This window comes from Porphyrobacter sp. AAP60 (assembly GCF_001296025.1).
In the GTDB taxonomy this organism is placed as follows: Bacteria; Pseudomonadota; Alphaproteobacteria; order Sphingomonadales; family Sphingomonadaceae; genus Erythrobacter.
The window spans coordinates 103,074-129,439 of the sequence record NZ_LJHV01000002.1 but is presented as its reverse complement, the minus strand read 5'-3'; the positions used below and the strand labels follow the sequence as shown (position 1 = coordinate 129,439).

The 26,366-nt window shown below is 64.3% G+C and carries 28 protein-coding genes; 10 read left to right on the top strand and 18 right to left on the bottom strand.

Translation table 11 applies throughout. The features are described from left to right. The first annotated feature begins 168 nt into the window (after positions 1–168). Both IP79_RS01125 and IP79_RS01120 read left to right on the top strand, forming a co-directional pair. Positions 169–2,808, top strand: a complete 2,640-nt coding sequence (locus IP79_RS01125; protein WP_233994078.1) for an ATP-dependent DNA helicase — start codon at positions 169–171, stop codon at positions 2,806–2,808. Continuing rightward, the gene (locus IP79_RS01120; RefSeq protein WP_054117418.1) at positions 2,805–3,344 is read left to right on the top strand and encodes a SixA phosphatase family protein; all 540 of its coding nucleotides are present in this window, start codon (positions 2,805–2,807) and stop codon (positions 3,342–3,344) included. Before IP79_RS01125 ends, IP79_RS01120 begins: the two co-directional genes overlap by 4 nt. Here the strand turns inward: IP79_RS01120 and IP79_RS01115 are convergent. After that, complete coding sequence (locus IP79_RS01115; protein WP_054117417.1) at positions 3,341–3,970, bottom strand: SOS response-associated peptidase; 630 nt, start codon at positions 3,968–3,970, stop codon at positions 3,341–3,343. The two genes, IP79_RS01120 and IP79_RS01115, sit on opposite strands and share 4 nt — an antisense overlap. A gap of 6 nt (positions 3,971–3,976) precedes the next feature. Then, positions 3,977–4,909: a 4-hydroxybenzoate octaprenyltransferase gene (gene ubiA / locus IP79_RS01110; protein ID WP_054117416.1), complete on the bottom strand. Its 933-nt coding sequence runs from the start codon at positions 4,907–4,909 to the stop codon at positions 3,977–3,979. A gap of 38 nt (positions 4,910–4,947) precedes the next feature. Here ubiA and IP79_RS01105 point away from each other — a divergent pair, with 38 nt between their 5' ends. After that, complete coding sequence (locus tag IP79_RS01105; protein WP_054117415.1) at positions 4,948–5,706, top strand: 16S rRNA (uracil(1498)-N(3))-methyltransferase; 759 nt, start codon at positions 4,948–4,950, stop codon at positions 5,704–5,706. 84 nt (positions 5,707–5,790) lie between these two features. Then, entirely contained in the window at positions 5,791–7,161 is a 1,371-nt protein-coding gene (locus tag IP79_RS01100) for a glutamate--cysteine ligase (RefSeq protein WP_054117414.1), read from the top strand. 9 nt (positions 7,162–7,170) lie between these two features. On the opposite strand, the gene IP79_RS01095 is transcribed toward IP79_RS01100, so the two are convergent. The 5 genes from IP79_RS01095 to IP79_RS01075 form a co-directional block, all read right to left on the bottom strand. After that, positions 7,171–8,574 carry a methyltransferase family protein gene (locus IP79_RS01095; RefSeq protein WP_054117413.1) on the bottom strand — a complete coding sequence of 468 codons (1,404 nt, stop codon included), beginning with the start codon at positions 8,572–8,574 and terminating at the stop codon, positions 7,171–7,173. A 138-nt stretch (positions 8,575–8,712) separates the two neighbouring features. After that, entirely contained in the window at positions 8,713–10,059 is a 1,347-nt protein-coding gene (locus tag IP79_RS01090; RefSeq protein ID WP_054117412.1) for a PQQ-binding-like beta-propeller repeat protein, read from the bottom strand. 25 nt (positions 10,060–10,084) lie between these two features. After that, positions 10,085–10,870, bottom strand: a complete 786-nt coding sequence (locus tag IP79_RS01085; protein ID WP_054117411.1) for a tetratricopeptide repeat protein — start codon at positions 10,868–10,870, stop codon at positions 10,085–10,087. A 177-nt stretch (positions 10,871–11,047) separates the two neighbouring features. Next, the gene (locus IP79_RS01080; protein ID WP_054117410.1) at positions 11,048–12,181 is read right to left on the bottom strand and encodes a glycosyltransferase; all 1,134 of its coding nucleotides are present in this window, start codon (positions 12,179–12,181) and stop codon (positions 11,048–11,050) included. Between the two features lie 5 nt (positions 12,182–12,186). Then, a complete protein-coding gene (locus IP79_RS01075; protein ID WP_054117409.1) occupies positions 12,187–13,053 on the bottom strand; it encodes an alpha/beta fold hydrolase in 867 nt (288 codons plus the stop codon). 73 nt (positions 13,054–13,126) lie between these two features. On the opposite strand from IP79_RS01075, the gene IP79_RS01070 reads away from it, so the two are divergent. Together IP79_RS01070 and astD are read left to right on the top strand one after the other, a co-directional pair. Further along, positions 13,127–14,554 (top strand): protein adenylyltransferase SelO family protein, encoded by a 1,428-nt coding sequence (locus IP79_RS01070; protein ID WP_054117964.1) that lies wholly within the window; start codon positions 13,127–13,129, stop codon positions 14,552–14,554. A gap of 112 nt (positions 14,555–14,666) precedes the next feature. Continuing rightward, positions 14,667–16,079: a succinylglutamate-semialdehyde dehydrogenase gene (gene astD / locus IP79_RS01065; protein ID WP_054117408.1), complete on the top strand. Its 1,413-nt coding sequence runs from the start codon at positions 14,667–14,669 to the stop codon at positions 16,077–16,079. 115 nt (positions 16,080–16,194) lie between these two features. Here the strand turns inward: astD and IP79_RS01060 are convergent, their stop codons facing one another. Beyond that, positions 16,195–16,896, bottom strand: coding sequence for a hypothetical protein (locus tag IP79_RS01060; RefSeq protein ID WP_197273702.1), 702 nt, complete (start codon positions 16,894–16,896; stop codon positions 16,195–16,197). 280 nt (positions 16,897–17,176) lie between these two features. Between IP79_RS01060 and rarD the strand changes: the two genes are divergently transcribed. Then, positions 17,177–18,109, top strand: coding sequence for an EamA family transporter RarD (gene rarD, locus IP79_RS01055; protein WP_054117406.1), 933 nt, complete (start codon positions 17,177–17,179; stop codon positions 18,107–18,109). Positions 18,110–18,224: 115 nt separating this feature from the next. On the opposite strand, the gene pyrC is transcribed toward rarD, so the two are convergent. Then, positions 18,225–19,262: a dihydroorotase gene (gene pyrC, locus IP79_RS01050; RefSeq protein ID WP_054117405.1), complete on the bottom strand. Its 1,038-nt coding sequence runs from the start codon at positions 19,260–19,262 to the stop codon at positions 18,225–18,227. 38 nt (positions 19,263–19,300) lie between these two features. Between pyrC and IP79_RS01045 the strand changes: the two genes are divergently transcribed. Then, on the top strand, positions 19,301–20,035 hold the full coding sequence (locus IP79_RS01045) for a YgfZ/GcvT domain-containing protein (protein WP_054117404.1): 735 nt from the start codon (positions 19,301–19,303) through the stop codon (positions 20,033–20,035). Here IP79_RS01045 and IP79_RS01040 read toward each other — a convergent pair. The 4 genes from IP79_RS01040 to rplU form a co-directional block, all read right to left on the bottom strand. Further along, entirely contained in the window at positions 20,032–20,625 is a 594-nt protein-coding gene (locus tag IP79_RS01040; protein WP_054117963.1) for a TetR/AcrR family transcriptional regulator, read from the bottom strand. The two genes, IP79_RS01045 and IP79_RS01040, sit on opposite strands and share 4 nt — an antisense overlap. Before the next feature lie 68 nt (positions 20,626–20,693). Further along, on the bottom strand, positions 20,694–21,233 hold the full coding sequence (locus IP79_RS01035) for a GNAT family N-acetyltransferase (RefSeq protein WP_054117403.1): 540 nt from the start codon (positions 21,231–21,233) through the stop codon (positions 20,694–20,696). Between the two features lie 214 nt (positions 21,234–21,447). After that, entirely contained in the window at positions 21,448–21,717 is a 270-nt protein-coding gene (gene rpmA / locus IP79_RS01030; RefSeq protein WP_054117402.1) for a 50S ribosomal protein L27, read from the bottom strand. 14 nt (positions 21,718–21,731) lie between these two features. After that, a complete protein-coding gene (gene rplU, locus IP79_RS01025; protein WP_054117401.1) occupies positions 21,732–22,115 on the bottom strand; it encodes a 50S ribosomal protein L21 in 384 nt (127 codons plus the stop codon). A 234-nt stretch (positions 22,116–22,349) separates the two neighbouring features. On the opposite strand from rplU, the gene IP79_RS01020 reads away from it, so the two are divergent. Together IP79_RS01020 and IP79_RS01015 are read left to right on the top strand one after the other, a co-directional pair. Next, the gene (locus tag IP79_RS01020; RefSeq protein ID WP_156318001.1) at positions 22,350–22,862 is read left to right on the top strand and encodes a hypothetical protein; all 513 of its coding nucleotides are present in this window, start codon (positions 22,350–22,352) and stop codon (positions 22,860–22,862) included. Next, entirely contained in the window at positions 22,859–23,548 is a 690-nt protein-coding gene (locus IP79_RS01015) for a Crp/Fnr family transcriptional regulator (protein ID WP_054117399.1), read from the top strand. The genes IP79_RS01020 and IP79_RS01015 overlap by 4 nt, the downstream gene beginning before the upstream one ends. A gap of 54 nt (positions 23,549–23,602) precedes the next feature. Here IP79_RS01015 and IP79_RS01010 read toward each other — a convergent pair whose 3' ends face one another. From IP79_RS01010 to IP79_RS00990, 5 genes are all read right to left on the bottom strand, one after another. Next, positions 23,603–24,034, bottom strand: a complete 432-nt coding sequence (locus IP79_RS01010) for a hypothetical protein (protein ID WP_054117398.1) — start codon at positions 24,032–24,034, stop codon at positions 23,603–23,605. 114 nt (positions 24,035–24,148) lie between these two features. Continuing rightward, positions 24,149–24,607 carry a molybdenum cofactor biosynthesis protein MoaE gene (locus IP79_RS01005; RefSeq protein ID WP_054117397.1) on the bottom strand — a complete coding sequence of 153 codons (459 nt, stop codon included), beginning with the start codon at positions 24,605–24,607 and terminating at the stop codon, positions 24,149–24,151. Further along, positions 24,607–24,846, bottom strand: coding sequence for a MoaD/ThiS family protein (locus IP79_RS01000; protein ID WP_054117396.1), 240 nt, complete (start codon positions 24,844–24,846; stop codon positions 24,607–24,609). Before IP79_RS01000 ends, IP79_RS01005 begins: the two co-directional genes overlap by 1 nt. Before the next feature lie 126 nt (positions 24,847–24,972). Then, positions 24,973–26,052 (bottom strand): GTP 3',8-cyclase MoaA, encoded by a 1,080-nt coding sequence (gene moaA / locus IP79_RS00995; protein WP_082336933.1) that lies wholly within the window; start codon positions 26,050–26,052, stop codon positions 24,973–24,975. Next, the gene (locus IP79_RS00990) at positions 26,000–26,362 is read right to left on the bottom strand and encodes a Rossmann fold domain-containing protein (protein WP_054117395.1); all 363 of its coding nucleotides are present in this window, start codon (positions 26,360–26,362) and stop codon (positions 26,000–26,002) included. Before IP79_RS00990 ends, moaA begins: the two co-directional genes overlap by 53 nt. Positions 26,363–26,366: the final 4 nt, after the last annotated feature.

Sequence of the window (26,366 nt, the reverse complement as noted above, 5' to 3'; positions counted from 1 at the left end):
TACAATCCCGCCGCCCTCCCCCATCTTGGCCGCGTGACCTCTCCCGCTGTCTTGCCCGATCCTGTCAACCTGCCCGCACTGCATGCCAGCCACGGCGGGCATTGGCTGCGCGTTGGCGGCCAGAGATCAGCAAGTCCGACGAGCGCGGTGTCCAAGGGCGATGCGATCATGGCCGCCGCAGATACGCCGGTGCTGCTGATCAACGCGCCGCTGGTGGCTAGCAGGCTGGGCTATCCCGACCTGTCAGGGCTTGATGTGCTGGAAGCCTTCGCTTTCATCCACCCCGCCCGCTTCTGCGTGCCGACCCCGCGCGGTCTCGCCGAAGCGCTGGGCCTGCCGGTGCCCGGTGGTGACGAGGACGTGCCGGAAATGCTCCAGCGCGCGGCGGGGGCATTGATTGCCGCATGCCGCGATCCCGAATGGTTCGAACGCGAAGGATCATGGAGCGCGCTTCAGTCGCTCGAACGGCTGCGCTGGCCGTGGGCGCAGGTGCTGAAACCGCATATCGCCAAGCCCGAAAGGGCCGAACGCTGGCTGTTCGCCAAACTGCCGGAGTGGGAGGAGACGCCCGAACGTGCAGCCCCGCGGCAAGTCGAACTTGCCGGCCCGGCAGTGGTCGAACAACTCGCCCGGATGACGGGAGAAGGCGCAGAACAGCGCGAAGGCCAGCGCGCCTATGCGCAGGATGTCGCCCGCATTTTCGCCCCCCGCTCCGCGCCGGGCCGCCCGCATCTGGGGCTGGCGCAGGCGGGCACCGGGATCGGCAAGACGCTGGGCTATCTCGCACCTGCTTCGCTATGGTCAGCGCAAAGCGGCGGGACAGTCTGGGTATCGACCTTCACCAAGAACCTGCAACGCCAGCTGCGCGCCGAAAGCAGGCGGGCGTGGCCTGCCAAGCGCGCCGATGGCACCCCGCCGGTGGTGGTAAGGAAGGGGCGCGAGAATTACCTCTGCCTGCTCAATCTGGAAGATGCGCTGCAAGGCGGGTTCGCCGGACGTGCGGCGATTCTGGCGCAGCTGGTGGCGCGCTGGGGGGCCTATACCCGCGATGGCGATATGGTGGGCGGTGATCTGCCGGGCTGGCTCGGCACGCTGTTCCGCAAGCGCGGGATTGCAGCGCTGACCGACCAGCGCGGCGAGTGCGTTTATGCCGGGTGCCCGCATTACCGCAAATGCTTCATCGAACGCGCCGCAAGGGACAGCGCGCAGGCCGATCTGGTCATCGCCAACCATGCGCTTGTCATGGTCAACGCGGCGCGAGCGAGAGACCCCAACCAGCGCCCGACCCGGTTGATCTTCGACGAAGGCCACCACGTTTTCGACGCAGCGGATTCGACCTTCGCCGCCACGCTCAGCGGGCAGGAGACGATCGAACTGCGCCGCTGGATCATCGGCCCCGAACGCGAGGCACGCGGGCGCAGGCGCGGTCTCGCCGCGAGACTGGCAGACCTGGCAAGTTACGACGAGGCAGGTGCCGAAGCGATCGCTGCTGCGTGCAAGGCCGGACAATTGCTGCCGTCCGATGGATGGCTGCAACGCCTGACCGAAAACGCGCCCTTTGGCCCGATCGAAGCGCTGCTGGCGGCGGTCCGGGCTGCGACTTACGCTCGCGATGAAAGTGGCGGGGTTGATGCAGGTTACGGGATCGAGACCGAAGCGGCTGGCCTGCCGGGCGAAGTGATCGAAGCTGCGAGCAATGCTGCCGAGGCGCTTGCGGCCATCCGCGTGCCGTTGATCCGGCTGGGCGGGCGATTGGAAGCGATCCTTGCCGATCCGCCGGACTGGCTTGATGGCCAGGGACGGGCACGGATCGAAGGCGCTCGCTTTGCATTGACATGGAGGATCGATCTGATTGCAGCATGGGAAGCCCTGCTTGACCGGCTCGGCGGCCCGGCTGACCCCGAATTTGTCGACTGGCTGGCGGTTGACCGTTCCGACGCGCGCGAATTCGATGTCGCGATCCATCGCCGCTGGCTCGACCCGATGAAGCCCTTTGCCCGCGTGGTGCTGGAACCTGCACACGGCGTGCTGCTGACCAGTGCAACGCTGACCGACCGCACCACTAGCGACGATGTCTGGGCCAGCGCCATCGCACGTTCCGGCGCGGCGCATGTCGAAAGCGCGCCGCTGCTCTCGGCCGCAACAAGCCCGTTCGATTACGCAGCGCGGGCCGAAGTGCTGATCGTCACCGACATCAGGAAGGGCGATCTGCCCGCTCTCGCCGGAGCCTATGCGCGGCTGATCGAGGCTTCGGGCGGCGGGGTGCTCGGCCTGTTTACAGCGATCCGGCGTTTGCGCGCGGTCTATGGGCGGGTGGCTGACAGGCTCGCGAGGGCGGGTCTGCCGGTCTATGCACAGCACGTCGATCCGATCGACACCGGCACGCTGGTGGATATTTTCCGCGACGATCCGCGCGCCAGCCTGCTGGGCACCGATGCGCTGCGTGACGGGGTCGATGTACCGGGCCACTCCCTGCGCTGCGTGGTGCTGGAACAGGTGCCCTGGCCACGCCCCGATATCCTCCACAAGGCCCGCCGTGCCGCAGGTGGCGGCAGCACCTATGATGACCGCATCATCCGCGCCAAGCTGGCCCAGGCCTTCGGGCGCCTGATCCGCAGCAAGGATGATGCCGGCCATTTCGTCGTGCTTTCGCCGTCATTCCCCACGCGGCTGTTATCGGCCTTCCCGCCGGGCACTCCGGTGCTGCGTGTGACGCTTGATGAGGCTTTACATCGCGTCGCGGCTGGTGTTGGGGGCAAGGATATCGATCAGCAGTCAGCCGATGCTCCGGGAGCCTTTTTGCCGTGAAAATCCTTGGCCTCCTGCGCCACGCCAAATCGGATTGGGACGATACCAATCAGCGCGATTTCGACCGAGGGCTGAACGCGCGCGGCCGCAAGGGGGCCGAGCTGATCGGCAAGCACATCCGCGATCACGGGGTGAAATGGGACAGGCTGATTGCCTCGCCGGCCGTGCGGGTGAAGTTGACGCTGGAAGCGGGTTTGCCTGATCTCGCGCCGATCTACGATCAGCGTCTGTACCTCGCCAGCTTCGATACCATCGTCGAGACGATCGAGGCCCATGCGGGGCGCGGGGCCGATGAGGCGAAAACGATCCTCATTTCCGGCCACAACCCCGGCTTGCAGGACGTGCTGCTGGAACTGGTCGCGCCGGGCAAGGAAAACGCCCTGTTCAAGGAAGCGGTAGTGAAGTTTCCGACCGCCGCCTACGCCGTGCTGGAATGCGATATCGAACATTGGGCCGACTTGAAGCGGTACTGCGCGGAACTCGTCCACTTCGCCCGCCCCCGCGATCTTGATCCCGAACTGGGGCCGGAAAGCTAGAGCAATCCGGGCTGGCTGGCCGCGCCTTTGGCCCAAGGCTGCGCGGTGCGATCAATCGTCAAGCTCCCCGCCCACGGCTGGCACAGCGTCAACGCATCATCCGCAGGCGCGCCAAGCCAGCGGGCGTGATCTTCAGGTGCGATCAGAACCGGCATACGGCTGTGAATCTCCGCCGCATCCGATCCCGCACTGTCGGTCATCACCATGGCATAACATGCACCCCATTCATCGCTTTGCCGCCACACCCCGGCAGCCGCGAACAGCGGAGCATCGGGCAGCGACATCCATGTGCGTGTCATCCGCCCCTTGGCCCCTTGCGCCTCGGCCCAAGCAGTCAGCGGGATAAGGCAGCGGCGTTGCTCGAAAGACTGGCGCCAGAAAAAACTGCCCAGCTTGTCAGTACGCGCATTGTTGATTGGTTTGGGCTTGAGCGGCTGGCCCTGTTTGCCTTTGAGCACCAGCGGGAAACCCCATGCCATGGCCCGCACGGCCCCATCTGCCACCACCAGTCCTGGATAGCCGGGATAGACTTCGTCACCGAAATTCGCGCCGTCCGCCGCGTCCACCGCATCGAACCATGCAGCGACTTCGCTGCGGGCCTTGGTCATGCGGTAGAGGTTGCACATGTCGCCTCAGCCCCCCGCGTTGCCCACCACGAAGCAGGCTGCCGCCATCAGGGCACCGGCCCAGCGGTTTGACCGGAACCGCGCGAGCGGATTGGCGGGGTCGTCCGCATCCAGTGTCGCCACCTGCCAAAGGAGATGCGCGGCCACCGGCAGCAGAGTGAGAAGCGCGAGCGGATCGGGGCGATAAAGCCAGAACCCCAGCGCCCACAGCGCGATGGTTAAGGCATAAAAGCCGGCGATACCGCCCTTCACCCGCGCGCCCATCGCCAGCGCCGATGACCGGATGCCGACCATCGCATCATCCTCGCGGTCTTGCAGGGCATAGATTGTGTCGTAACCGATCACCCAGGCGATGCAGCCCGCATAGACGCAGGCCAGCGCAGGCCAATTGTCCCAGCGCAATTGCGTCCAGCCGACCAGCAGGCCCCAGTTGAACACCAACCCAAGCCAGGCTTGCGGCCACCATGTGATCCGCTTCATGAACGGATAGGCCGCCACCAGCGCCAAGCTGCCCAGCGCCACGGCTTGCGCTTGCCACCGCAATTGCAGCAGAACCACCAGCCCGATCAGACACAGTGCCAGCAGCCACATCCAAGCCGCACGTTTCGACACCCGACCACTCGCCACCGGACGCAGCGCCGTGCGCGCCACCTGCCGATCGAGATCGGCATCGACGATGTCGTTATAAACACATCCCGCCCCGCGCATCGCGATAGCGCCGAGCAGCAGCCAGCCGAGCAGCGCCCATTGCACGCCTCCGAATAAGCCGGCCTCCGCCTTGGCCCCCGCCAGCCATACCCCGAACACGCAGGGCCAGAACAACAGCCACCAGCCAATCGGCCGGTCGAACCGCGCCAGCATGGCAAGGTCACGCGGCAATTGCGGCAGTCGGGCGACGAGGCCACGATGTTCGGAATCTGGGACGATGTGTTCGGTCACGCTTGCTCCCTAGCGCCGCTTCCGCCTAGTGCAAAGCCATGCCCGCTACTCCCGCCTGGCCCCCGAAAAGCGCACCGCGCCTGTTTGTCGTCCAGCCACTGACGGCAGGATCGGTTGTGCGGATCGAGGGCAATCCTGCGCACTACCTTACCCGCGTCATGCGCGCCGCGCCTGGTGACATCGTGATCCTGTGCGATGACATTACCGGCGAGTGGGCGGCACGGGTCAGCAATGTCGGCAAACGCGATGTGACGCTTGAAGTGGTGGATCACTTGCGCCCGCGCGAAGCCGTGCCCGATCTGTGGCTGTGCCCAGCGCTGCTCAAGAAGGATCGCTTCGATCTGGTGCTGGAGAAAGCGACCGAACTGGGCGCGGCGCGGATCGCGCCGCTGGTCACCCGCCGCTGTGTGGCGGACAAGCTCAACCTTGACCGGGCCCGCACCATCACCACCGAAGCCGCCGAACAATGCGCCCGCACCGCACTGCCGCAGATTGCCGAACCGGTGAAGCTTGAGGCGTTGCTGGCGGGCTGGGCAGAGAATCGCAGGCTGTTCTTCGCTGACGAAAACGCCAGAGAAGAGGGGGGCGAACCTGCCGCGGCCGCCTTCTCCGCCCACAAGCGCTCCCCTGCCGCGATCCTCATCGGCCCGGAAGGCGGGTTCGACGATGCCGAACGCGCCGCCATCCGCTCCCACCCTTCCGCGCACGCCATTACCCTTGGCCCGCGTATCCTGCGCGGAGAGACCGCCGCTATCGCTGTCCTGTCGGTATGGATGGCCAGCGCGGGCGATTGGTAGCCGGGCTTCGTGCCGGCAAATGCGTTTTCGCTTCCCAGCGGCAAATCGGTTTTCTAAGGCAACCGGCCAAAGAGGGCCTGTTCGATGAGCACACGCGAAACCAGCACCGCAGATGATCCGATCATCGAGAGCCTGGATCAATTGGTCGCCCCCATGATCGGCGGCGAAAAGCCCCCGGCTGACTGGCGCATCGGCACCGAGCATGAAAAGCTGGTCTACAAGCGCGCCGATCACCGCGCGCCTTCCTATGACGAGCAATGCGGCATCCGCGACCTTCTGAAAGGTCTGGAGAAATTTGACTGGAGCCCGGTGGAGGAAGGCGGCAACGTGATCGCCCTGAAGGGTGATGACGGCGCGGTCAGCCTTGAACCGGCGGGCCAGCTGGAACTGTCCGGCGCGCCGCTGGAAAACCTGCACCAGACTTGTGCCGAGACTGGACGGCATCTGGCGCAGGTGAAAGAGGTCGGCGAAAAATGCGGTGTCGGCTATCTCGGCCTCGGCATGTGGCCCGACAAGACGCGGGCCGAACTGCCGATCATGCCCAAGGGCCGTTACGGCATCATGCTGCGCCACATGCCGCGCGTGGGCACGATGGGCCTCGACATGATGCTGCGCACCTGCACGATCCAGGTGAACCTCGATTACCAGTCCGAAGCCGACATGGTGAAGAAGTTCCGCGTCGGCCTTGCGCTGCAACCGCTGGCGACCGCGTTGTTTGCCAATTCGCCCTTCACCGAAGGCAAGCCCAACGGCTTCCTGTCATACCGTTCGCACATCTGGTCGGACACTGATCCGGCACGCACGGGGATGCTGCCTTTCGTGTTCGAAGACGGCTTCGGCTACGAACGCTGGGCGCGATATATGCTTGATGTGCCGATGTATTTCGTCTTCCGCGACGGGAAATATATCGATGCGGCAGGGCTCAGTTTCCGCGATTTCCTCGACGGCAAACTGTCCGTCCTGCCCGGCGAACGTCCGACGCAAAGCGACTGGTGGGATCATCTTTCCACGGCTTTTCCCGAAGTGCGGTTGAAGAGCTTCCTCGAAATGCGCGGCGCGGATGGTGGACCGTGGAACCGGATTTGCGCGCTCCCCGCATTCTGGGTCGGGCTGCTATATGATCAGGGCGCGCTCGATGCCGCATGGGATCTGGTCAAGGGTTGGTCGATGGAGGAGCGCCAACGGCTCCGTGGCGAAGTGCCGCGCCTTGCACTTGCCACCCGTTCACCCGATGGCGGCACATTGCAGGATCTGGGGCGCGAGGTGCTCAAGATCGCGCATGCCGGGCTGAAGGCGCGGGCGCGGCTTAATGCCAGCGGCGATAATGAAACCGGCTACCTCGAAACACTCGATGAAATCGTCGCCACAGGCAAGGTTCCGGCCCAGCGCCTGCTTGATGCCTATCACGGCGAATGGAACGGGGATGTCACCCGCGTTTACGAACAATCATTCTGATTTTGTTCGCTATTCTGCCGGAAATAGCGGCGCGGTATGGGGTTCGGCGCGCCCCTGCCCAGTGAAAAACCGCTTCAGCCGGGCGAGTGGTGCGGTGATCAATCCATGCTGTTCCATCCAGGCGTGATATTCGCGGTATTTGGCGTCTTCGGCCAGCAGGTGCGCCTCTTCCGTGCGGGCGCGCCAGTAATAGATACCATTGACCGCCAGTAGGAAAACGGAATTGCGCGCCGCATCGGCCAGTGATCCGGTGGTCACCAGAAACGGCAGCACCGAAGCCCACCAGAACAGGTTTTTCGAGAGGTAAGCCGGGTGGCGGGTGAAGCGATAGGGCCCATGGGTCATAACGCCGCGATAGGTGAGGTTTGAAAAGCGGATGCCGAACACCACCGTTGCCCAGGCGTAAATGCCTGTAAGAATTGCCAGAAGTCCGCCCCATGCCCACAGCAGCGCTTCCTGCCCGGCAAACCAGTGCGCCCAACCCGGCGTGCCGACCTCGTAACTGAGCACCTGATTATCCGCCCCGATAACACCCCACACAAACGGCGGATAACACAGCAGCGCCGCCACCCAGCCAGCGAGGAAGGGATTGCCCGAACGGATGTGAGCATCCAGCGGGCGCAGCGTGAGCAGGTATCCCACGGTGCCGATCTGTACGTCGATCACGAACAGCAGCGTTACCAGCAGCATCGCAAATTCAACCGGATTGCCAAACACTTGGGCAGTGTTAGCCGACACGACCTGCGCGAAACCGCCCGGCAGGATCGAGATCATGAACGCGCCGAAAAAGCCCTTGATGATCCACGCCCGCCAGTGTTTTGCAATCGCACCGTGATCCAACACATCGCGCCCGATCACCCCGCCGCCGAGTAGGAATGCACCGAAGTGCCAAGTGCCGTCGCGCGGCTCGATCAGGTGGCGGTCAAGCCAGATCACATAGGGCACCGAAAGCGCCACCAATGGCAGCACCGCGTAGGTCAGAACCTCCATCGCGAAAAGGTAACTTCCGCTCCAATACCAGCGCCCAAGCCCATAGAAACCTGCAAGAATTGCCCAGGTCGCCCAGAGCCCGCACAGCTTCACCACCGCCACCGGCATGACTTCGGCAAGGGGCCGCCTGATGGTCCAGTCGATCCCCGTGGATGGACGCCGGTGCACCTTGTCGACCAGCACCGACCACAAAGCCATCGGCAGCGCGGTAAACAGCATCGCAGCCAGCGCCGCTGTAGGGCCGGACAGTACGCCGCGCGCGCCAGAAAGGCTGCCCTCCAACCCCAACCCATCGGCGATCGCCGGGTAGGAGCGGCAGAACATGATCCACCCGAACAATCCCGCCAGCCCGGCAAGGCCCACACCGGTCGAAACATCGCTCGGCGGAAGGGCGGTAGGAATGGGGGCGCGGGCTGCGGACATGGTGCCAAAGCCCTACCCCATAAGGGTTAACAGCTTGGTTAAACCCGCTCGAATCGCCCCGAACCGGGGTCTAAGGGGGGTCTGGAGGGGGTCTAGCCGGGGTCTAGACGACACCTGGCCCAAACCCCCTGTTGGACATCACTTCCAGGCGTGAATCGTGCCGCTGTCATCCAACACGTAAAGATGGCCATCGGCCACGACCGGCGGCAAGCTGACCGGCTGTCCGATATCGGCAAACAACGAGGCGGAGCCTTCGCCAGCGCTCACCCGCCAAACCTCACCGCGCGAGCTGGCGACCCACAACTGGCCGCCTGCCAGCACCGGGCCGGTCCAGAAGATCGGGTTTTCATTTTTCTTTTCGTTCTTGAAGCCCTGCATCTGGGTGATCCAGCGCACGCGGCCCGAAGACCGGGCAATCGCCAGCAGCCGCGCATCATCGGTGAGGGTGAAGATCCATTCGCCTGCAATCGCCGGAGTGGAAATCCCGGCAAGGTTCAATTCCCAGATGCGCTGGCCGGTGACCAGTTCATAGGCGGCCATGCGCCCGCCCTGACCAAGCGCATAGACGCGGCCCGAATCGATGATCGGATCGGCATCGATATCGGTGATCGAACCCACAGTGGTGGAGATGTTGGTGCGCGCCAGCGCGTCCGACCACAGCGTGCGGCCGTTTTCATAACGGTAGGCTGAAAGCTCTCCGCTGGAATAGCCCGCGATCACGGTGCCCTGCCCGGCAGAAGGCGCGGCAACACCGAACACGCCCGATTGCGTGGTGGAACCCGATTCGTCCCACATCAGCGAGCCATCATTGATGTTGAGCGAGATGACCTGATTATCCTGCGTCATCACGAACAGCTGACCAAAGGCGATGGTCGGCGAACCGCGCAGCGGGCCTGCGGGCTTGACGTTCCACAATTCTGCGCCGGTTTCGGCGTTCAGCGCCATCACATCGCCCACGCCGTTGGTGGCGTAAAGCTTGCCCGCTTCAAAGCTGACCCCGCCGCCGAAGGCGGACGGTGCCTGATCCTTGGTCAGGGATTCGTCGCCGCGGCTCCACACCCGTGCGCCGCTGGCCTTGTCGAAAGCGTGGATCACACCGTCGGTACCGATTGCGAACAGCTTGTTGCCGCCCACCACCGGCGCTGAGGCAAGGCGCATCCGGTTGGTCGATCCGGCAACGCTCGCAGTCCACACCTTCGAAGGGTTTTCAGCGAGCGCCAGGTGCCCGTAGGATTTGCTGGCCGAACCGCCGGGCTGCGCCCATTCGGGATTGCTGCGCGCGGGCGGCAGTACAACCGAAATCGCGGCCAGTGCCGGATCGACTTCTGCCCCGCTTTCGATGCGCGACAGGATCGGCACGCGATTGCCCACGGTTGGCGTGGTCTTGTCATCTCCGCCGCCGAACAGGCCGCCCTTGCAGCCTGTCAGGCCCGCAGCAAGGATGCCCGCCAGCAGACCGGCGCGTGCAATTTTCGAAAATGTCATACCCGTCCGTTTCAAACCATTATCCTCAATTGGCCGCAGCCGCAGCGCCGCCTTCGCCACCGGACGGGACCACCCCTTCGTCCTTCAGCAATTTTTCGACATCCACAATCGCATCCACGCCCAGCAGGCCGGCCATCTGGCGGGCGCGTGAACGCAGCGTTTCGGGTTGATCTTCATTCTTGGCGATATCGGCAAACAGCTTGCCCGCCGCAGCCTTGTTGCCTGCTTCCAGATGGGCCATCGCCATCAGCTCTCCCGCGCTGCCGAAGAAGGCATTGCCGGGCTTTGCCAAGGGTTCCAGCTGCGCGATCACATCGGCAGGCTTCATAGTGTCGAAATTGGTGCTGACATCGCGCAGGCGGGCCAGATCGCGCAGCACGGTCGGCGCGCTGTTATCGGCGGCAATGGCTTTGTACAGCGCGGTCGCCTTGGCAGGCTCGCCCTGTTCCAGCGCCGCACCGGCCTGAAGAAAGCGCGCGGCCGTGCGGGCACCGGCGGAATTGCCATCGGCCAGCAGCGGAGCGACCTTTTCGTCCGCTGTCTTGAAATCGCGCTGATTGGCGTAATCGAGCGCGGAAATCAGCGTTTCGGACTGGGTTTCCAGCGCGCTTTCGCGGGAGTTATCCCATAGCATGTAACCGCCCATCGCAGCGATCAGCACAGCGATCCCGCCGAGCACCTTGACCCCGTGATTGCGCATGAAATCGAACACCGCGTCTTCGCGCACGGCCTCGTCGATCTCGCGGATCAGCACTTCATCTTCGGCCGAGGGGTTCGGTGTCGCAGGAGTGGTGGTCGGAATGCGCGCCATGCTGGCCAGTCTTTCTCGTTCAGAACATGCGCCGCTGTGCGGCCAAAGGGTCAGTGCGGCTCTTTAGGCAGGTGCTGGCCTGCACGCAATGGGCGCTCCTATTGCGCACACAGCGGAGGCCGCAGCTTGCGCGGGGCATGGCAAGCGCGGTTTGAACCGCAGATGAAGCGGGCCGCATCAGAAATCGCGCCCCATCGCGCCTGCATAGGCTGCGTGATAGCGGGCAAGCATCGCGGCAAAATCATACTCGGCCCGCGCGCGGGCCTGATTGGCGGCGCCGATCCGCGCTCGCACAGCCGGATCGGCGGCCAGCAGCGCCAGCGCCGTCCCCAGCGCCTGCGCATCGCCGGGCGCGGTGATGTGGGCGCGGTTATCAGCCGCCACCATCGCCGCGATATCGCCAACATCGGGCGCGGCGACGGGCAGGCCAGCCGCCATCGCTTCCACCACCGAAAGCGGAAATTGTTCGGAACGCGATGATAGCGCAAAGATATCGAACAGGCCGATCACGCTCGCCGGATCGTTGACCGCGCCGGGCAGGTGAACGCGGCTGGCGATGCCGTGTTGCGCCGCTGCGGCCATGATAGTCTCTCGCTCCGGCCCCTCGCCCACGATCACCAGATGCCAGCCTTCCGGCAGCATCGCCATTGCTTCGACCAGCAGCGGCAGGTTCTTGACCGCACGCAGACCCGCCAAGGTGCCGACCCAGTGTTGCCCCGCAGGTTTGGCAATCGGCAGAGCGGCTGGTTTGGGCGGCCCGCCAAAGGCGGCGGTGTCGATCCCGTTGACGATCCGTTCGACCTTCGCACGCGGCTGGTGCCAGATTTCACGCGCGATGCGTTCGAGCCCGGTTGAAGGCACGATCACTTTGGTCGCCCCGGCCAATGCAATGCGGCGATAGAGGTTGCGGGCGGGCTTGAGCCGCAGCGCCTCATCCTCGTTGAAGCCATCCTCGTGGTGCACCAGCGGCGGCAGGCCATACTGCTGCGAGAAGACGCGGTGCGCCATCACCACATCCATCGCGCCCCAGTTATAGGTGCAGACAAGGTCAAACCCCTGCATCGCCTTGGCAAGGGCCGCCAGCCTTGCAGGTGTAGGGCTTCCGGTCAGCGCGGGGAAACCTTGCGGGAAATGCACCGGCACCTGCGCCTCGATCAGTGCCGCCGCACCCATCGCTTCGGGCTGGCCGGAGATGACCGTATGATCCAGCGCCCGCCCCCAGCCATTCATCAGCCGTGCGCAGCGCACTTCCTTGCCGCCAGCCGAGAAAGTCGAATGGCAATGCAGAATGCGGGGCGCTTGCCCCGACACTTCTCTCACTCCACCCCGCCCAGCAGCGCGTGGATCGCGGCGCGCACCTCGGGCTCGTCGAGCGTGGGCGCATGGCCGACCCGCGGAACCGTGACGACCTGCATCGCCGGATTGCGCGCACCCATCTGCGCCACGGTCTGCGCGCTCAGCAGATCGGACATTCCGCCGCGCACCAGCAGCATCGGCACATTGTGCAACGCCTCGAACGCCAGCCACAGATCGGGCGGCGCGGCGTTGCCGGGTTTGGCGAAGGGTTCCGCAATCGCCATGTCGTAATCGAAGCTGATGCGCCCGTTCTGGGTGACCACCATGGTGCGCTTGGCCATTTCGAGCCATTGATCCAGATCATAATCGGGAAAGGCCGGGCCGTGTGCTTCGGACAAGGCGCGCGCGGCGTGGACCCAGGTGGGATAGCTGCGCCCCTGCCCGACATAGCCTGAAATGCGCGCAAGCCCGCCTGCGTCCACTTCCGGCCCGATATCGTTCATCACCACCGCCGCCATCCGGCCCGGCGCGGCAGCCGCCATCAGCATCGTCATCAACCCGCCCATCGACGTGCCGATCGGGATGAAGCGGGTGATGGCCTGTTCGGCGAGCAGCCTTTCCACATCCTGCACATAGGTAAGCGGCGTGTAGCTATCGGAATCGGAGGCATAATCGCTCTGCCCGCGCCCGCGCATTTCGGGCACGATCACCCTGCGCGTGACGCAAAGTTCATCGGCCAGCCCGGCGAAATCGCGGGCATTGCGGGTCAGGCCGTGCATGCACAGCACCGGCAGGGCCGTGCCGCCATCGGGGCCGGGATAGTTGCGGTAATGCAGGCTAAGCCCGTCGCCACTGGTCCAGAAGCGATCTTCGTAATTGGCAGCCATGAACGGCGATATTCCCTTTGATCGAATTGGCGAGCGGCTTGCACCGCTGCGCGCTTGCCCCCACTATCGCGGGATGAGCGATGCTGTGCAACACCCCGATGTTCCTGACACCTATCATCCTGACCCTGCGATCCTTGAACTGGCGGATTGGCTGGGCGATCCGGTAGCAGCGGCAGACTTTCCCCAAGCCCGCATCCGCTTCCGCAATGATCGCGCTGCGGCAAGCGTCGGGCTGGCGGGCCTTGATGACGCGCAATGGGCGGCGCATTTCGGGCGCTTCCAGCCGCTGCCCGGCAACCTTCCGCAGCCGCTGGCGTTGCGGTATCACGGGCACCAGTTCAGGGTCTACAACCCCGAAATCGGCGACGGGCGGGGCTTTCTGTTCGCGCAGATGCGCGGGGCCGACGGGCGGCTGATGGATCTGGGCACCAAGGGATCAGGCACCACCCCGCACAGCCGCAGCGGTGACGGGCGGCTGACGCTGAAGGGCGCGGTGCGCGAGATTCTGGCCACCGAGATGCTGGAAGCATTGGGCGTCAACACCTCCAAAACCTTCAGCGTGATCGAGACCGGCGAAAAGCTGTGGCGCGGGGATGAACCCAGCCCCACCCGCTCGGCGGTGATGGTGCGCCTCAGCCATTCGCACATCCGCATCGGCACCTTCCAGCGCCTGCTGGCACACGAACAGGCGGACGAAATGGCGGCGCTGGTCGATTACTGCCTCGCCAACTTCCCCGGCCCGCCCCCGCCTGCCGATGCGCCCGCCCTTGACCAACCGGCGGTGCGGCTGATGCACCATGTGGTCGAACGCATGGCCGATCTCGCCGCCAGCTACATGGTCGCAGGCTTTGTCCACGGGGTGCTCAATACCGATAACATGAACGTGACCGGCGAAAGCTTCGATTACGGCCCGTGGCGCTGGCTGCCCGAATGGGAGCCGGGCTTTACCGCCGCCTATTTCGATCACGCCGGGCTATACGCCTTTGGCCGCCAGCCCGAGGCGCTGCACTGGAATTGCGGGCAATTGGCGGTGGCGCTGCGGCTGCTGGCGGATTCGCCTCCGCTGATTGCCGCGCTCGAACGGTTTGGCCCGCTTTATATGGCGGCGGTCGCGCGGCGGTGGTGCTGGCGGCTGGGCGTTGTTCCGCAAGGGGTAGAGGCCGATACGCAGCTGGTCGCCGCCTGCGAGGCGCAGATGCGCGACGCGAAAGCACAGCCCGATGCATTTTTCTTCGCGCACAGGCAGGCTCTGGGCGGCGGGCGCGGAGCCACCGGGGGCGCCTTGGCCGAAGCGTTCGCTGCCTATCAGTCTGTTGGTGACACGCACCGATACTGGGCAGACCCGGCCCCCCAATCACTGTTGATCGACGAGGTCGAAGCGATCTGGGCCGCGATTGACGAAGGCGATGATTGGGCCCCGCTGCACGCCAAGGTCGCTGCATTGCGGCGCATGGGGAAGGCCCACGGCCCTGCCCCCGCGCCTGCCGGACACGCTGCCTGATGCGCATTACACCGGAACAGCCCTTATCAGCGCGCCCCCTATCTTTTCAGATGCATCCGCGATACCCGCACGCATCTGTGCATAGCGCGACACGCAGACAGGAAACGGCGGTTTGAGCGACAATATCCTCATCTCCCATGAACCGGCCAGTGGTGAAGAATTGTGGCGCGGTACCCGCGGCGATGTCGATGCCGCGGTCAGCGCCGCGCGCCGCGCCTGGCCTGCATGGGCCGCCCTGCCCCTGACCGAGCGGATCGGGAAACTGCGCGCCTTCTCCAACGAAGTCCGCCGCCAGGGAGATGCGCTGGCCGAACTGATCGCGCGCGAGGCAGGCAAGCCCTTGTGGGAAGCCCGCGCCGAAGTGGATGCTGTGGTGAACAAGGTCGATATCTCGGTGCAGGCCTATGCCGAACGCACCGGAAAGAAAAAGTTCGACAGCGGCGTCGGCGCCAGCGCTGCTGTGCGCCACAAACCGCACGGGGTGATGGCGGTGCTTGGCCCCTACAATTTCCCGATGCACCTGCCCAATGGGCATATCGTGCCTGCGCTGATCGCGGGCAATGCGGTGTTGTTCAAACCATCGGAGAAAACCCCGGCCGCAGGCGAGGCGCTGGTCGCCTGTTTCCACACTGCAGGCATCCCCGAAGATGTGATCCAGCTGGTGATCGGCGGGCCGGATGAAGGCAAGGCGCTGGTCGCCCATCCCGGCGTTGATGGCGTGCTGTTCACCGGCTCTGCCAATGCCGGGATCGCGATCAACCGCAAACTCGCCGCCAATCCGGGCAAGATCGTCGCGCTGGAAATGGGCGGCAATAATCCGGTCGTCGTGATCGACACGCCCAAATTGGCCGATGCTGCCGCGCTGATCATCCAGAGCGCCTTTACCAGCGCAGGCCAGCGCTGCACCGCCGCGCGCCGTCTGATCGTGAAAGAATCGGTCTATGAAGCACTGATGGAACAATTGCTGCCGCTGACGCGCAAGCTGATGGTGGGCGATCCGCTGGGCGAACCGCAGCCCTTCATGGGGCCGGTGATCGATAATGACACCGCTGATCGTCTGGTGGAAAGCTTCCTTGCGCTGCTGACCGGCGGCGGGCGCGCGCTGCTGCATATGCGCCGCAGCGTGCCCGACCTGCCGTTCCTCACCCCCGGCATCATCGATGTGACCGACATTCCGGAACGGCCCGACATCGAACTGTTCGGCCCGATCCTGCAAGTGGTGCGTGTGCCCGATCTCGACGCCGGGATTGCCGAGGCGAACAACACCCGCTTCGGCCTGTCGGCATCGCTCATCGGCGGAACGCCGGAGGATTACGGGCGGTTCTGGGCCAATATCCGCGCCGGGATCATCAACTGGAACGGGCCGACCAACGGCGCTTCGTCCAAGGCGCCGTTCGGCGGTATCGGGCTTTCGGGCAATCACCGCCCGGCAGCCTATTACGCGGCGGATTACTGCGCCTATCCGGTCGCCAGCACCGAAATGGATCAGCCCCGCGCTACTATCAATGTCGGCATGAGGCCGTAGCCCCTATCGCTTTATACCAGCGCGCTAAGATGCTGACGCATCACGCGCTGAAAATGCTCATACGCCGCACGGGCTTAACCAAAGTCCGATGAGTCAAGCTCATCGAACTTTGGTATTAGGGCGCGCGGTAGAGCAGATCGACGCTGGTGAGCCCCTTGGCGGGCTTGCGTGCGTGCACCACCAGCGTTTCATCGCGTGCGCCACTGGCAGCGATGATATCTTCGGGCGTCTTGTAGCGAAGCGACCGCAGCCCGGCCCGCACGGCCTGCGCATTGTGGTATTCCAGCACGTCCTCGATGGCAGCAGCGGTCTGATAGCGCACGATGCGGATGCCGCAGATCTGGGTGTCGGCACCGCCCGCTTGCAGCACCATGCCATGCGGCATGATCGATGCCACCGGCGGCAAATCGGCGGCATAGGTGAAGTTCTGGTCAAGCTGCCTCGCGCAACTGGCGGGCGCGCCCAGCGCCGCAATCAGATCAGCCGGACTTGCCATCGGCCCCAGCGCCTTGCCGCGCGCGTCGGTGCCCGGCAGCGGAAGATCGGGAATGGCGCCGCCTTCCAACAGTTCCAGCCGCCCGGCTTCCCGCGCCGCCTGCGCCGCGGAGGTGGTTGCGGCGAAGGTTGGCAGGGCGCTGCTATCGGCAAAACCGATGAGGGCATTGGCTTCGTTGCGACTGGCAAGATCGGGATCGGTCATCAGCGGATCGTTCAGCGCGCGGGCCACCACCGGGTCTTGCGCCATCATCGCCGCATCTTGCGCAGCCTGCGCCTCGCGATCGGTGCAGGCGGCAACGGCGGGAATCAACAGCAGCAAGGTCAGGGCAAGGCAGCGCATGGTTCAACCCATGACACGGCTTGGTTAATTTTTCGGTGAAAAAGCGAAAACGCCCCCGGATCCCTTGCGGAAAATCCGGAGGCGCTTTCCACGAAGCTCGCGACTCCGTGCTGGCGGCCGCTGGTGGGAACGGCTGCAAGTTGGTTGTTCATCTATACTAAGGTTATTCTGAACGAATCAGCTGCAATCGTGACAGCCGCCGTTCAGCCATCCACGCTGCTTGCGCCGCCGCGCTGCGCCCCCTAACGGCGCTTCATCCATGAGAACCCCTGAACCATCCGCCCCCGTGGCCAGCGCCCCAACCGCTCCGGCACCCTCGGGGCTGCTGCCCGCGATCGGCGCCTATGTGATCTGGGGTTTCCTGCCGCTTTATCTGCTGCTGGTGCAGAGCGTGCCGCCGTTCGAATTTGTCGGCTGGCGGATCATATGGACGCTGCCGCTGTGCCTCGCCATCGTTGCCTTCCGCCGCCAGTTCGGCGAGCTGCTGACCGCACTCAAATCGCCGCGCGCCATGATGGCGCTGGGGCTGAGTGCGGTGCTGATCGGGATCAACTGGTTCGTCTATATCTGGGCGATCATGGCGGGCGAGGTCTATGCTGCCTCGATCGGTTATTACCTCAACCCGTTGATCAACGTGCTGCTGGGGACGATGTTTCTGGGCGAGCGTCTGTCGCGCTGGCAATGGCTGGCGGCAAGCATTGCCTTGGTGGCGGTAGTGCTGCTGGCAGCGGGCGCTCTCACCAGCCTGTGGATCAGCCTGACACTCGGCTTCAGCTTCGGGCTTTACGGGCTTGTGCGCAAACAGGTTTCAGTGGGATCGCTGCCCGGCCTCACCATCGAAAGCGCGATCCTGCTGCTGCCCGCCTGCGGCATTGCCGCATGGTATGCGATGAGCCCGGCGGGATCATCCTTCGGGCAGGACTGGCAATTGAGCGGCCTCATCGTCTTTTCCGGCGTGGTCACCGCCGTGCCGCTGCTGTTGTTCGCAATTGCCGCGCGGCGGATGGATTATTCGACGCTGGGCTTCATCCAGTACCTGGCGCCCACCATCGTGTTTTTCCTCGGCCTGTTCGTGTTCGAACAGCCGCTGTCGCCAGTGAAGCTATTCAGCTTTGTGCTGATCTGGGTTGCGGTAGCGATCTTCGTGGCTGACCTGTGGGCGCGGAAGAGAGCGGCGCGGGTTGCCGGTTAACTCAAAATCCGCTCGTCCTGAGCCTGTCGAAGGACTGCTCTTCTTGAAGCCGGCAAACAAGTCGAAGTGAAGGACGGCCCTTCGACAAGCTCAGGGCGACCGGAAAATAGGGCCACTAACCGACGAACCGCCAACTCAGCGTCTGCCCGCCGTGCCAAGGGACGATGTCCTCTCCGGTCACGTGCAGGCACGGCGGCACCGCCACTTCGGCGCGTTCCAGCGTCACCATCTCTTCATTCACCGGCAGCTTGTAGAACGCCGGGCCGTGGAGCGAGGCAAAGCCTTCAAAGGCATCCAGCGCGCCTTCCTCGTCGAACACGGTCAGATAGCTCTCCAGCGCAAAAGGCGCACCGAAGATGCCCGCGCAGCCGCAGGCGCTTTCCTTGGCGCTGCGCAGGTGCGGGGCGCTGTCAGTGCCAAGGAAGAACTTGGGGCTCCCGCTTGTCGCCGCCTTGCGCAACGCCAGACGGTGGCTTTCGCGCTTGGCGACGGGCAGGCAGTAATTGTGTGGCTGGATGCCGCCCACCAGCATCGCGTTGCGGTTGATATGGAGGTGCTGCGGCGTGATCGTCGCGGCGACCTGCGGGCCTGAAGCCATCACGAATTCCACCGCATCGGAAGTGGTGATGTGTTCGAACACCACCCGCAGCTTAGGAAATGTTGAAACAATGGCGCACAAGTGCCTGTCGATGAATTCTTTCTCGCGATCGAACACATCAATGTCTGCATCGGTCACCTCGCCGTGGATGCACAGCACGATATCCTCCGCCTCCATCCGCGCCAGCACCGGATAAAGGTTTTCGATGTTCGAAACCCCGGCGGCCGAATTGGTGGTGGCGTTGGCGGGATACATCTTGGCCGCCGTGAACACGCCCGAAGCCGCGCCGCGCGCCAGGTCATCAGCATCGGTGCTGTCTGTCAGGTAACAGGTCATCAGCGGGGTGAAGCGCGTGCCAGCGGGCACCGCCGCCAAAATCCGGTCACGATAGGCCGCACCAAGTGCGGTCGTCGTCACCGGAGGGGTAAGGTTGGGCATCACGATCGCACGGGCAAACTGGCGCGCGGTATAGGGCACCACTTCGCGCATGATCGCACCATCGCGGAAATGCAGGTGCCAGTCATCGGGGCGGCGGATCGTGAGGCGGTCGGTCATCCCTTCCCCTTAGCCACGCGCCCACCTATCTGTCACGCATGACTGCAACCCAACTTACCACCCGCGCGCTGATCCGATTGACCCCGCTGGACGCGGCCGAAGATGTCGCCGCCTTCCTGCAGGGCCTTATCACCAATGACGTGCAGGGGCCGTTGCCCTGCTACGCCGCGCTGCTTTCGGCGCAGGGCAAGCACCTGTTCGATTTTCTGGTGTGGGGCGATCCGGCCGGTCTGCTGCTCGATTGCGAAGCGGCCTATGCCGATGAACTGGTCAAGCGCCTTTCAATGTATCGGCTGCGGCGCAAGATCGGCATCGATCTCGATGAGTCGCGCCGCGTTCACTGGAGCCTTGATCCGCACCCCGGCGCTGTCCCCGACCCGCGCCTGACGGAACTCGGCCACCGCTGGCTTGCCCCGCCCGAAGGCGAAAGCGCCGACTCGGCTTGGCTGGCGCACCGCCTGTCGCTGGGCGTGCCGGAAGGCCGCGCCGAATTGGGCGATATCCTGTGGCTGGAAACCAACGCGGTGGAACTGGGCGGCGTCAGCTTCACCAAGGGTTGCTATGTCGGGCAGGAGAATACGGCGCGGATGAACTGGCGGCAGAAGGTCAATCGCCGTCTCGTGGTGCTGCCGTTGGACGCGTCGGACGAAGCGCGCCGGGTGGCGGCCTATCCCGATCTCGGCCTTGCCATCGATCACCTGCGGGTGGAAAAACTCGATCCCGCCGCTCTGCCCGCATGGCAGGCTGAAGGGCTTGTTCCGCCCGAATCCTAAGCGGTCTGGTGCTCGGCAAGGCTGGCTTCGAGCATCGCTGCTGCCCGCCCCCGCGCCGCATCACGCGGCAGGCCTAGCGACTTTGCCAGCGCCCCGCCGATCAGCGCATCGCCCAGCGCCATCAGCACCAGCGTGAGCGTATCGTGATGGATTTTCTGGTCGCCCGTATGATCGGCCTCGTCCGGCGCGAGTTCGTCAACCAGATCGTGGATCGTGCCGATGATCGGATCGAGCGCATCTTCATTGCCCGTCAGCAGCATCCAGCTGGTCAGCGCGCCCGCCCCTTCGCGGTCAAAGGCATCGAAGGCGAGATCGACCACTTCGCGCGCCGATCCAAGGCCTGCGCGGCTGGCGTGGACGGCATCGATGATCGTTTCGCACACCGAACGCGCGAGATGTTCTGCCAGCGCCTTTTGCAGGCCCGAGGCCGAGCCGAAGTGATGCAGCAGATTGGCATGGGTGCGCCCGATGCGCGCCGATACCGCCTTCAGTGTCACGGCCTGCGGCCCTGTTTCGATCAGCAAAGCGCGCGCTGCTGCCAGCGCGGAGCTGCGCGATTCTTCGGGGGTCAGGCGTTTGCGAACTGTCATGCTGGCAGGCGGGTTAACGGCTTTTGCGCCTGCGAACAAGGCACGGCCCCCGGATAGCCTCAAACCGATCAGGCTGCGCGTCGAACCGGAGGCAGATCGCCTTGGGCATCAAGATCGCGGGCATATTCGACTGTATCGACCAAACCGCCGCGGGCGCGGCTGTGGCGCTGGGTCAACCGTCCGGTCGGCACAAAGCCGAGCTTTCGCAGCACCCGGCCCGATGCCGGGTTATCGGTAAAATGTCCCGCCGTCAGCCGCCGGTGCCCCAGCGTTTGCGCAATCCGCAGCACAGCTTCGGAGGCTTCGGTGGCAAAGCCGTGGCCGCGAAATTCGCGGGCTATCCAGTAACCGATTTCGGGCGCGCCATCATGTTCCCCCAGCCCTGCGCTGCCGATCACCCCGGTGCCGGGAAGCGTCACGAGGAAATGCGGCAGGCGCCAGTCCTGCGGCAATGCGGCGAAATCACGCGCATCGCTGGCCTCGTAAGGCCAGGGTGCGCGGGCAAGGTTACGCGCCAGTTCGGCATCACTGCCGATGGCCGCGTAGATCGCTTCCCAATCTTCCTGGAAAGCGGGCCTGAGAAACAGTCTTTCGCTGCGGTGGAACACGCGATCTCTCCCAACATCGCCCCGTGCAGCCCCTATGGCCTGCGCATGACAATTTCGTGCACGCGCAACATTGAAATCGCGCGATTGTTTCGAGGGAGAAAGAAAAAGGGAGACGGACCCCCTCGGTTGAGGACGGTCCTGTCTCCCTCTCATGGCAGGTCTTGCACCTACCGGGACCATCCTTGCCGGACGATCCCTTTCGCGAATCGTCCGCTTATTCGGCGGCTTCAGCCATTACGTCGACGCTGACGTATTTGCGGCCGAGTTTGCCGCCGTGGAATCGCACCACGCCTTCGGCGAGCGAGTACAGGGTGTGATCCTTGCCGATGCCGACATTCACGCCCGGGTACACGCGGGTGCCGCGCTGACGGATGATAATGTTGCCGCCGATCACTTCCTGACCGCCGAACTTCTTCACGCCAAGGCGACGACCGGCCGAATCACGACCGTTACGCGACGAACCGCCTGCTTTTTTATGTGCCATGGTTCAGTCGCTCCTTATTCTGCCGAGGCAGCGGCTTCAGCCGGTGCGTCAGTTTTGGTCTTCTTGGCAGCAGCCTTCTTGGCCGGTGCCTTCTTTTCCGCTTCGCCCACAGCCGTGATGCGCAGCAGGGTCAGCTGCTGGCGATGGCCGTTCTTGCGGCGATAGTTGTGGCGGCGACGCTTCTTGAAAACGATCACCTTTTCGCTCTTGGCCTGCGCGATGATTTCCGCCGAAACGGTCACCTTCGACACATCGGCGATATCATCGCCATCGCCAGCGAGCAGGATGTCGCCCAGCGTGATGGTGTCACCGGCTTCGCCAGCGAGCTTTTCAACGGCAATCTTGTCTCCAGCGGCAACCCGGTATTGTTTGCCGCCAGTGCGCACTACAGCGAACATGGCTTTATAACTCTCTTGTCTGTGCGGTGTCCGAATGGGCGGGCGGATGCCAGGCCAACCGAACGGCATTGCGGAACTTGCGCGAATGCAGCCCCGGAAAGATGGGTGCCGTTAGGGGAAAGGCCATGGCAAGTCAACGCCCCACCATCCCAAAACATCGCCAAATCGCAATCGAACGGATTCGAATGGCCGTCTTTGCCGCTTGCAGGCGACATGCTATCACGGCACGGGATCATGATGAATGCCAAACTGAAATACTTTGCGACTTTGCCGCTGATTGCGGTGCTGCCTGCCTGCGCATCCAGCAATGATCGCTATCCTTCGCTGGCGATCCGCCCGTTCGAAAGGGCTGTCACCACGGCAACGCCGGTTCCGCCGCCCGCGCCGGCAGTGCCGATTCGCCCTGCGACCGATCCGGCACGGATTTCTGCCCTGCGTGACCGGGCCAATGCCGCGCACGCGGCCTTTCTGGCATCGGAAAGCGCAGCCCAGCCTCTTGCCCGTGCCGCAGCCGGGCGGTCGGCCGAAACCAATGCCCGCGCGGCCGCACTGGTGGCTATGGCCGATCTTTCGTCGCAGCGCGGGGCAACATCGGCGGTGCTGGCCGATCTTGATCTGCTGGCCGCCGCCGCATCGACCGCGCTTGCACCAGACCCGTCGCTCAGCGCCGCGCAGGCCGAAGTGGCCGCGCTGGTCGCCCGCGAGGATGCGGCGATTGCGCGTCTGTGGGAGGTGATGGGATCATGAACCTCGCCTGCGCCACCTGCCCGGTGAAGGAATCGGCCGCTTGCGCGGTGCTGACGCCCGAAGAACGCGAAGCCATGGCCACCGCCGGGCGCACCCGCGTGTTGAAACGCGGCGAGATGCTGTTCGCTGCGGGAGACGAGGACGCCGCCTGCGCCACTTTGCTGAGCGGCGCGCTGAAGGTTTCGGCGGTCGATATCGACGGCAACGAACAGATCCTCGCGCTCGTCCACCCTGCGGGCTTTATCGGCGAATTGTTCGCGCCCTTTGCGCACCATGACGTGGTGGCGCTGACCGAAAGCCGGCTGTGCACTTTTGCCAAGGCCGATATCGAGCGCGCGATCGAGGATTATCCGGCGATGGCCCGCGCCTTGCTGCGCCGCAGCCAGGCCGATCTGCTGGCGACGCGCAACCTGCTCGAACTCACCGGCCACGCCAGTGCCGAGGCCCGGCTGGCAGCCCTGCTGCATGATTTCGCGGCGGCGGCGAGCGATAGCTCATGCCATCTCGCACAGCATTTCGAACTGCCGCTGACCCGCGGGGAAATCGGCAACATGCTGGGCCTGACCATCGAAACCGTCAGCCGCAAGCTGGGCGAGCTGGAAGATATGGGCGCGATCAAGCGCGAGGGGAAACGCGGCATTGCCTTGCGCAATCCGGAGCTGCTGCACGAGATTTCGGGGCGGTAGCCTTCCGGGGAGAAAGAAGCTGCCGCCCCGAAAAGGGCTCAACCGGGTAGGGTATCAGGCAACAACCGCAGCGATGACTGCCACGGCCAGCCCCCACACCACCAGCAGAACCGGCAGCACAAGCACCTGCGCCGAAGCCTCGCCCGCGCTCAGCCGACCGGTGTTGGTCATGATCCCGCGCCGTTCGAACTCGCCCAGCGTTGCCGGTTCGGACGCATTGCCTTTCAGCCGCGTCCATATCGCGGGAACGCCGAAGAACGCCGCAACCAGCAGCACGATGATCGCCAGCGGGATCGCCAGCACAGGATTGGCAAAGGCGCTGCCGACAATCACCAGAAAGCCGAGATAGCAAGCGATCGTCGCTCCGTAGAGCGCGGTGGGCAGGCCGAAATTGCGGTCAGTCTCGATCTGGTGGCGGACAGGTGCGGGCAGATCGACAATGCGGGCATCGCCGCTGGCGATCAGGTCGTGGACGATATGGCTCATGGGTAATCCTCCTTGGCGTTGCAGGAGAATTAGCGGGCGGCGCAGTTGCCTGCTTTGACGCGGATCAAATCAGCCCTGATCTGATCAGCCCGGATCTGATCAGCCCGGATCTGATCAGCTTTGCCAGCGCGCCAGATCGCGGGTGTCATCGGCGCGCGGTTCGATCCAGTGCCAGCCATCGGCGCGCTTCTCGCGCTTCCAGAACCAGGCGGCGCTTTTCAGGTGATCCATGCAAAAATCGACCGCGTCGATCGCGTCGCGGCGGTGCAGCGCGGCGGCTGAAACGCAGACAATCGGCTCACCCGGACGCAGCACGCCGATGCGGTGCACCATCAAAAGGCCCATCAGCGTGAAACGGTCGAAGGCCCGGTCTGCCAGTTCGTGCATCCCCGGCAAGGTCAGCGGTTCGTAATGACTGAGTTCCAGCGCTTCTACGCCCCCATGTTCCTTGGCGTCGTGACGCACCTCGCCTACGAAGGTGCACACGCCCCCCAACCCCGGATTGGCCTGCGTGAAGGGGCCGATCAGCGTGCCGGGAATGAACATTTGCGTCAGCAGGCGAATATCGCGCATCAGCCCCCCGATACCGGCGGCAGCAGCGCGATTTCGTCGCTTGCATTCGCCCGTAATTCCGCCTTGTCGGCCAGCAAAGCGCCGTTCAGCGCGACACGGTTGCGCGGATCGTCCAACGCCTCGGCCATTGCAGGCGGCAGCGCGGCTTTCAGCCCTTCCCAATCGAGCGGCGCGGCGAGCGTCAACGTGGATGCGCCGCCAAGATCAGCCAGCTTGCCGAGCAGCACAATCGTGATCATCTGCACATTCCTTCGTCATTGCGAGCGAAGCGAAGCAATCCATAAACCGACCGATTCCCATAGGTGCGACGGCGATCCATGGATTGCCGCGTCGCCTTCGGCTCCTCGCAATGACGAGGTTTCACCCTAACCCCCCGTCATCGACATGTGCCGCGTCAGCGCTGGATCGGCCCCGCGTGCGTCCATGCGGAAGTGGTGCTTTTCCGGCTTGATCCGCAGCGCCTCGTCCAGCGCGGCGGCCAGGTTTGCCTCGGGATTGTCCGAACGCAAGGCTGCCCGCAGATCCACCTGCTCGCCCCCGCCAAGGCAGGGATACAGCTGCCCCGTCGCTGTCACTCTCATCCGGTTGCAGCTGGCGCAGAAATTGTTGGTGTGCGGGGTGATCAGGCCCAGCCTTCCGCCGGTTTCCGCCACCTCGACATAGCGCGCCGGGCCACCGGTCGAAAAGGCCAGCGGTTTGAGCGTCCAGCGGCGCTCCAGCTCATGCTGTACGTTATCGAGCGGCAGGTATTGATCCAGCCGTTCTTCCTCGACATCGCCCAGCGGCATGACCTCGATCAGCGTAACATCGTGGCCCTGCGCGTGGCCCCATGCGATCAGATCGGGCAATTCGTGTTCGTTCACACCCTTCAGCGCCACGGCATTGAGTTTCACCTTGAGCTCCGCCGCCTTGGCCGCGGCGATCCCTTCCAGAACCTGCGGCAACATGTCGCGCCGGGTCAGCGCGGCGAACTTTGCCCGGTCGAGCGTGTCGAGCGACACATTCACCCGCCGCACGCCTGCCTTGGCCAGCGCCTCGGCATGTTCGGCCAGTTGCGTGCCATTGGTGGTCAGCGTCAGTTCGGCCAGATCATGCCCCAGCCTGCGGCCCAGCGCGGTGAACAGATCGATGATGTCGCGCCGTACCAGCGGTTCCCCGCCGGTGATGCGGATTTTCGTCACGCCGCGCGCGATGAAGCCGGTAGCGAGATCATAAAGCTCCTCCAGCGTCAGCACATCTTTCTTGGGCAGGAAGGTCATGCGTTCAGGCATGCAATAGGAACAGCGCAGATCACAGCGATCCGTCACTGACAGTCGCAGATAGGTGATCCGGCGCTGGAAGCTGTCCACCAGCGGCGGCGGGGCCTCTGCCGGATCGCGCAGGACGATCAGATCAGGCTTGCGAGGCTCGAACGGGGGCGTGGTCGGTGGCACGGGTATCGTCATGGCACGCAAGATACTGCCCTGTCACCCCCGGCGCATCTGACAAAAAGCGTAACGTGGCTGTCAGTGCCTCACCAGCGGTGCCGCCAACGATATTGACCCGCTTCGGCGTGGCTTCGCGCGCCAGATCGCGCGCCATTGCCAGCCGCCAGTCGCGGTGATCGTGGGGCGCGGGCGGCAGGATGATCGTGAGCGCGGTGCAATCGGCCTGATCGAGAATGGCGCGGGCGGCGGGAAGCTGAAACGCCATGAACGCAGCCGCCGCATCCAGTGCGGCATCGGGCAGAAAATTGACCTCCAACCGCCGCATCATGCTG

Excerpts from the sequence above, each read along its gene's own strand:
- IP79_RS01010 (WP_054117398.1), bottom strand. The coding sequence starts at position 24,034 with ATGAGCCATATCGTCCACGACCTGATCGCCAGCGGCGATGCCCGCATT.
- rarD (WP_054117406.1), top strand. The coding sequence starts at position 17,177 with ATGAGAACCCCTGAACCATCCGCCCCCGTGGCCAGCGCCCCAACCGCT.
- IP79_RS01045 (WP_054117404.1), top strand. The coding sequence starts at position 19,301 with ATGACTGCAACCCAACTTACCACCCGCGCGCTGATCCGATTGACCCCG.
- moaA (WP_082336933.1), bottom strand. The coding sequence starts at position 26,052 with ATGACGATACCCGTGCCACCGACCACGCCCCCGTTCGAGCCTCGCAAG.
- pyrC (WP_054117405.1), bottom strand. The coding sequence starts at position 19,262 with ATGACCGACCGCCTCACGATCCGCCGCCCCGATGACTGGCACCTGCAT.
- IP79_RS01090 (WP_054117412.1), bottom strand. The coding sequence starts at position 10,059 with ATGACATTTTCGAAAATTGCACGCGCCGGTCTGCTGGCGGGCATCCTT.
- IP79_RS01075 (WP_054117409.1), bottom strand. The coding sequence starts at position 13,053 with ATGGCTGCCAATTACGAAGATCGCTTCTGGACCAGTGGCGACGGGCTT.
- IP79_RS01095 (WP_054117413.1), bottom strand. The coding sequence starts at position 8,574 with ATGTCCGCAGCCCGCGCCCCCATTCCTACCGCCCTTCCGCCGAGCGAT.
- rplU (WP_054117401.1), bottom strand. The coding sequence starts at position 22,115 with ATGTTCGCTGTAGTGCGCACTGGCGGCAAACAATACCGGGTTGCCGCT.
- IP79_RS01070 (WP_054117964.1), top strand. The coding sequence starts at position 13,127 with ATGAGCGATGCTGTGCAACACCCCGATGTTCCTGACACCTATCATCCT.
- IP79_RS01115 (WP_054117417.1), bottom strand. The coding sequence starts at position 3,970 with ATGTGCAACCTCTACCGCATGACCAAGGCCCGCAGCGAAGTCGCTGCA.
- IP79_RS01125 (WP_233994078.1), top strand. The coding sequence starts at position 169 with ATGGCCGCCGCAGATACGCCGGTGCTGCTGATCAACGCGCCGCTGGTG.
- rpmA (WP_054117402.1), bottom strand. The coding sequence starts at position 21,717 with ATGGCACATAAAAAAGCAGGCGGTTCGTCGCGTAACGGTCGTGATTCG.
- IP79_RS01020 (WP_156318001.1), top strand. The coding sequence starts at position 22,350 with ATGATGAATGCCAAACTGAAATACTTTGCGACTTTGCCGCTGATTGCG.
- IP79_RS01000 (WP_054117396.1), bottom strand. The coding sequence starts at position 24,846 with ATGATCACGATTGTGCTGCTCGGCAAGCTGGCTGATCTTGGCGGCGCA.
- IP79_RS01100 (WP_054117414.1), top strand. The coding sequence starts at position 5,791 with ATGAGCACACGCGAAACCAGCACCGCAGATGATCCGATCATCGAGAGC.
- IP79_RS01040 (WP_054117963.1), bottom strand. The coding sequence starts at position 20,625 with ATGACAGTTCGCAAACGCCTGACCCCCGAAGAATCGCGCAGCTCCGCG.
- IP79_RS01105 (WP_054117415.1), top strand. The coding sequence starts at position 4,948 with ATGCCCGCTACTCCCGCCTGGCCCCCGAAAAGCGCACCGCGCCTGTTT.
- IP79_RS00990 (WP_054117395.1), bottom strand. The coding sequence starts at position 26,362 with ATGATGCGGCGGTTGGAGGTCAATTTTCTGCCCGATGCCGCACTGGAT.
- IP79_RS01005 (WP_054117397.1), bottom strand. The coding sequence starts at position 24,607 with ATGCGCGATATTCGCCTGCTGACGCAAATGTTCATTCCCGGCACGCTG.
- IP79_RS01015 (WP_054117399.1), top strand. The coding sequence starts at position 22,859 with ATGAACCTCGCCTGCGCCACCTGCCCGGTGAAGGAATCGGCCGCTTGC.
- IP79_RS01085 (WP_054117411.1), bottom strand. The coding sequence starts at position 10,870 with ATGGCGCGCATTCCGACCACCACTCCTGCGACACCGAACCCCTCGGCC.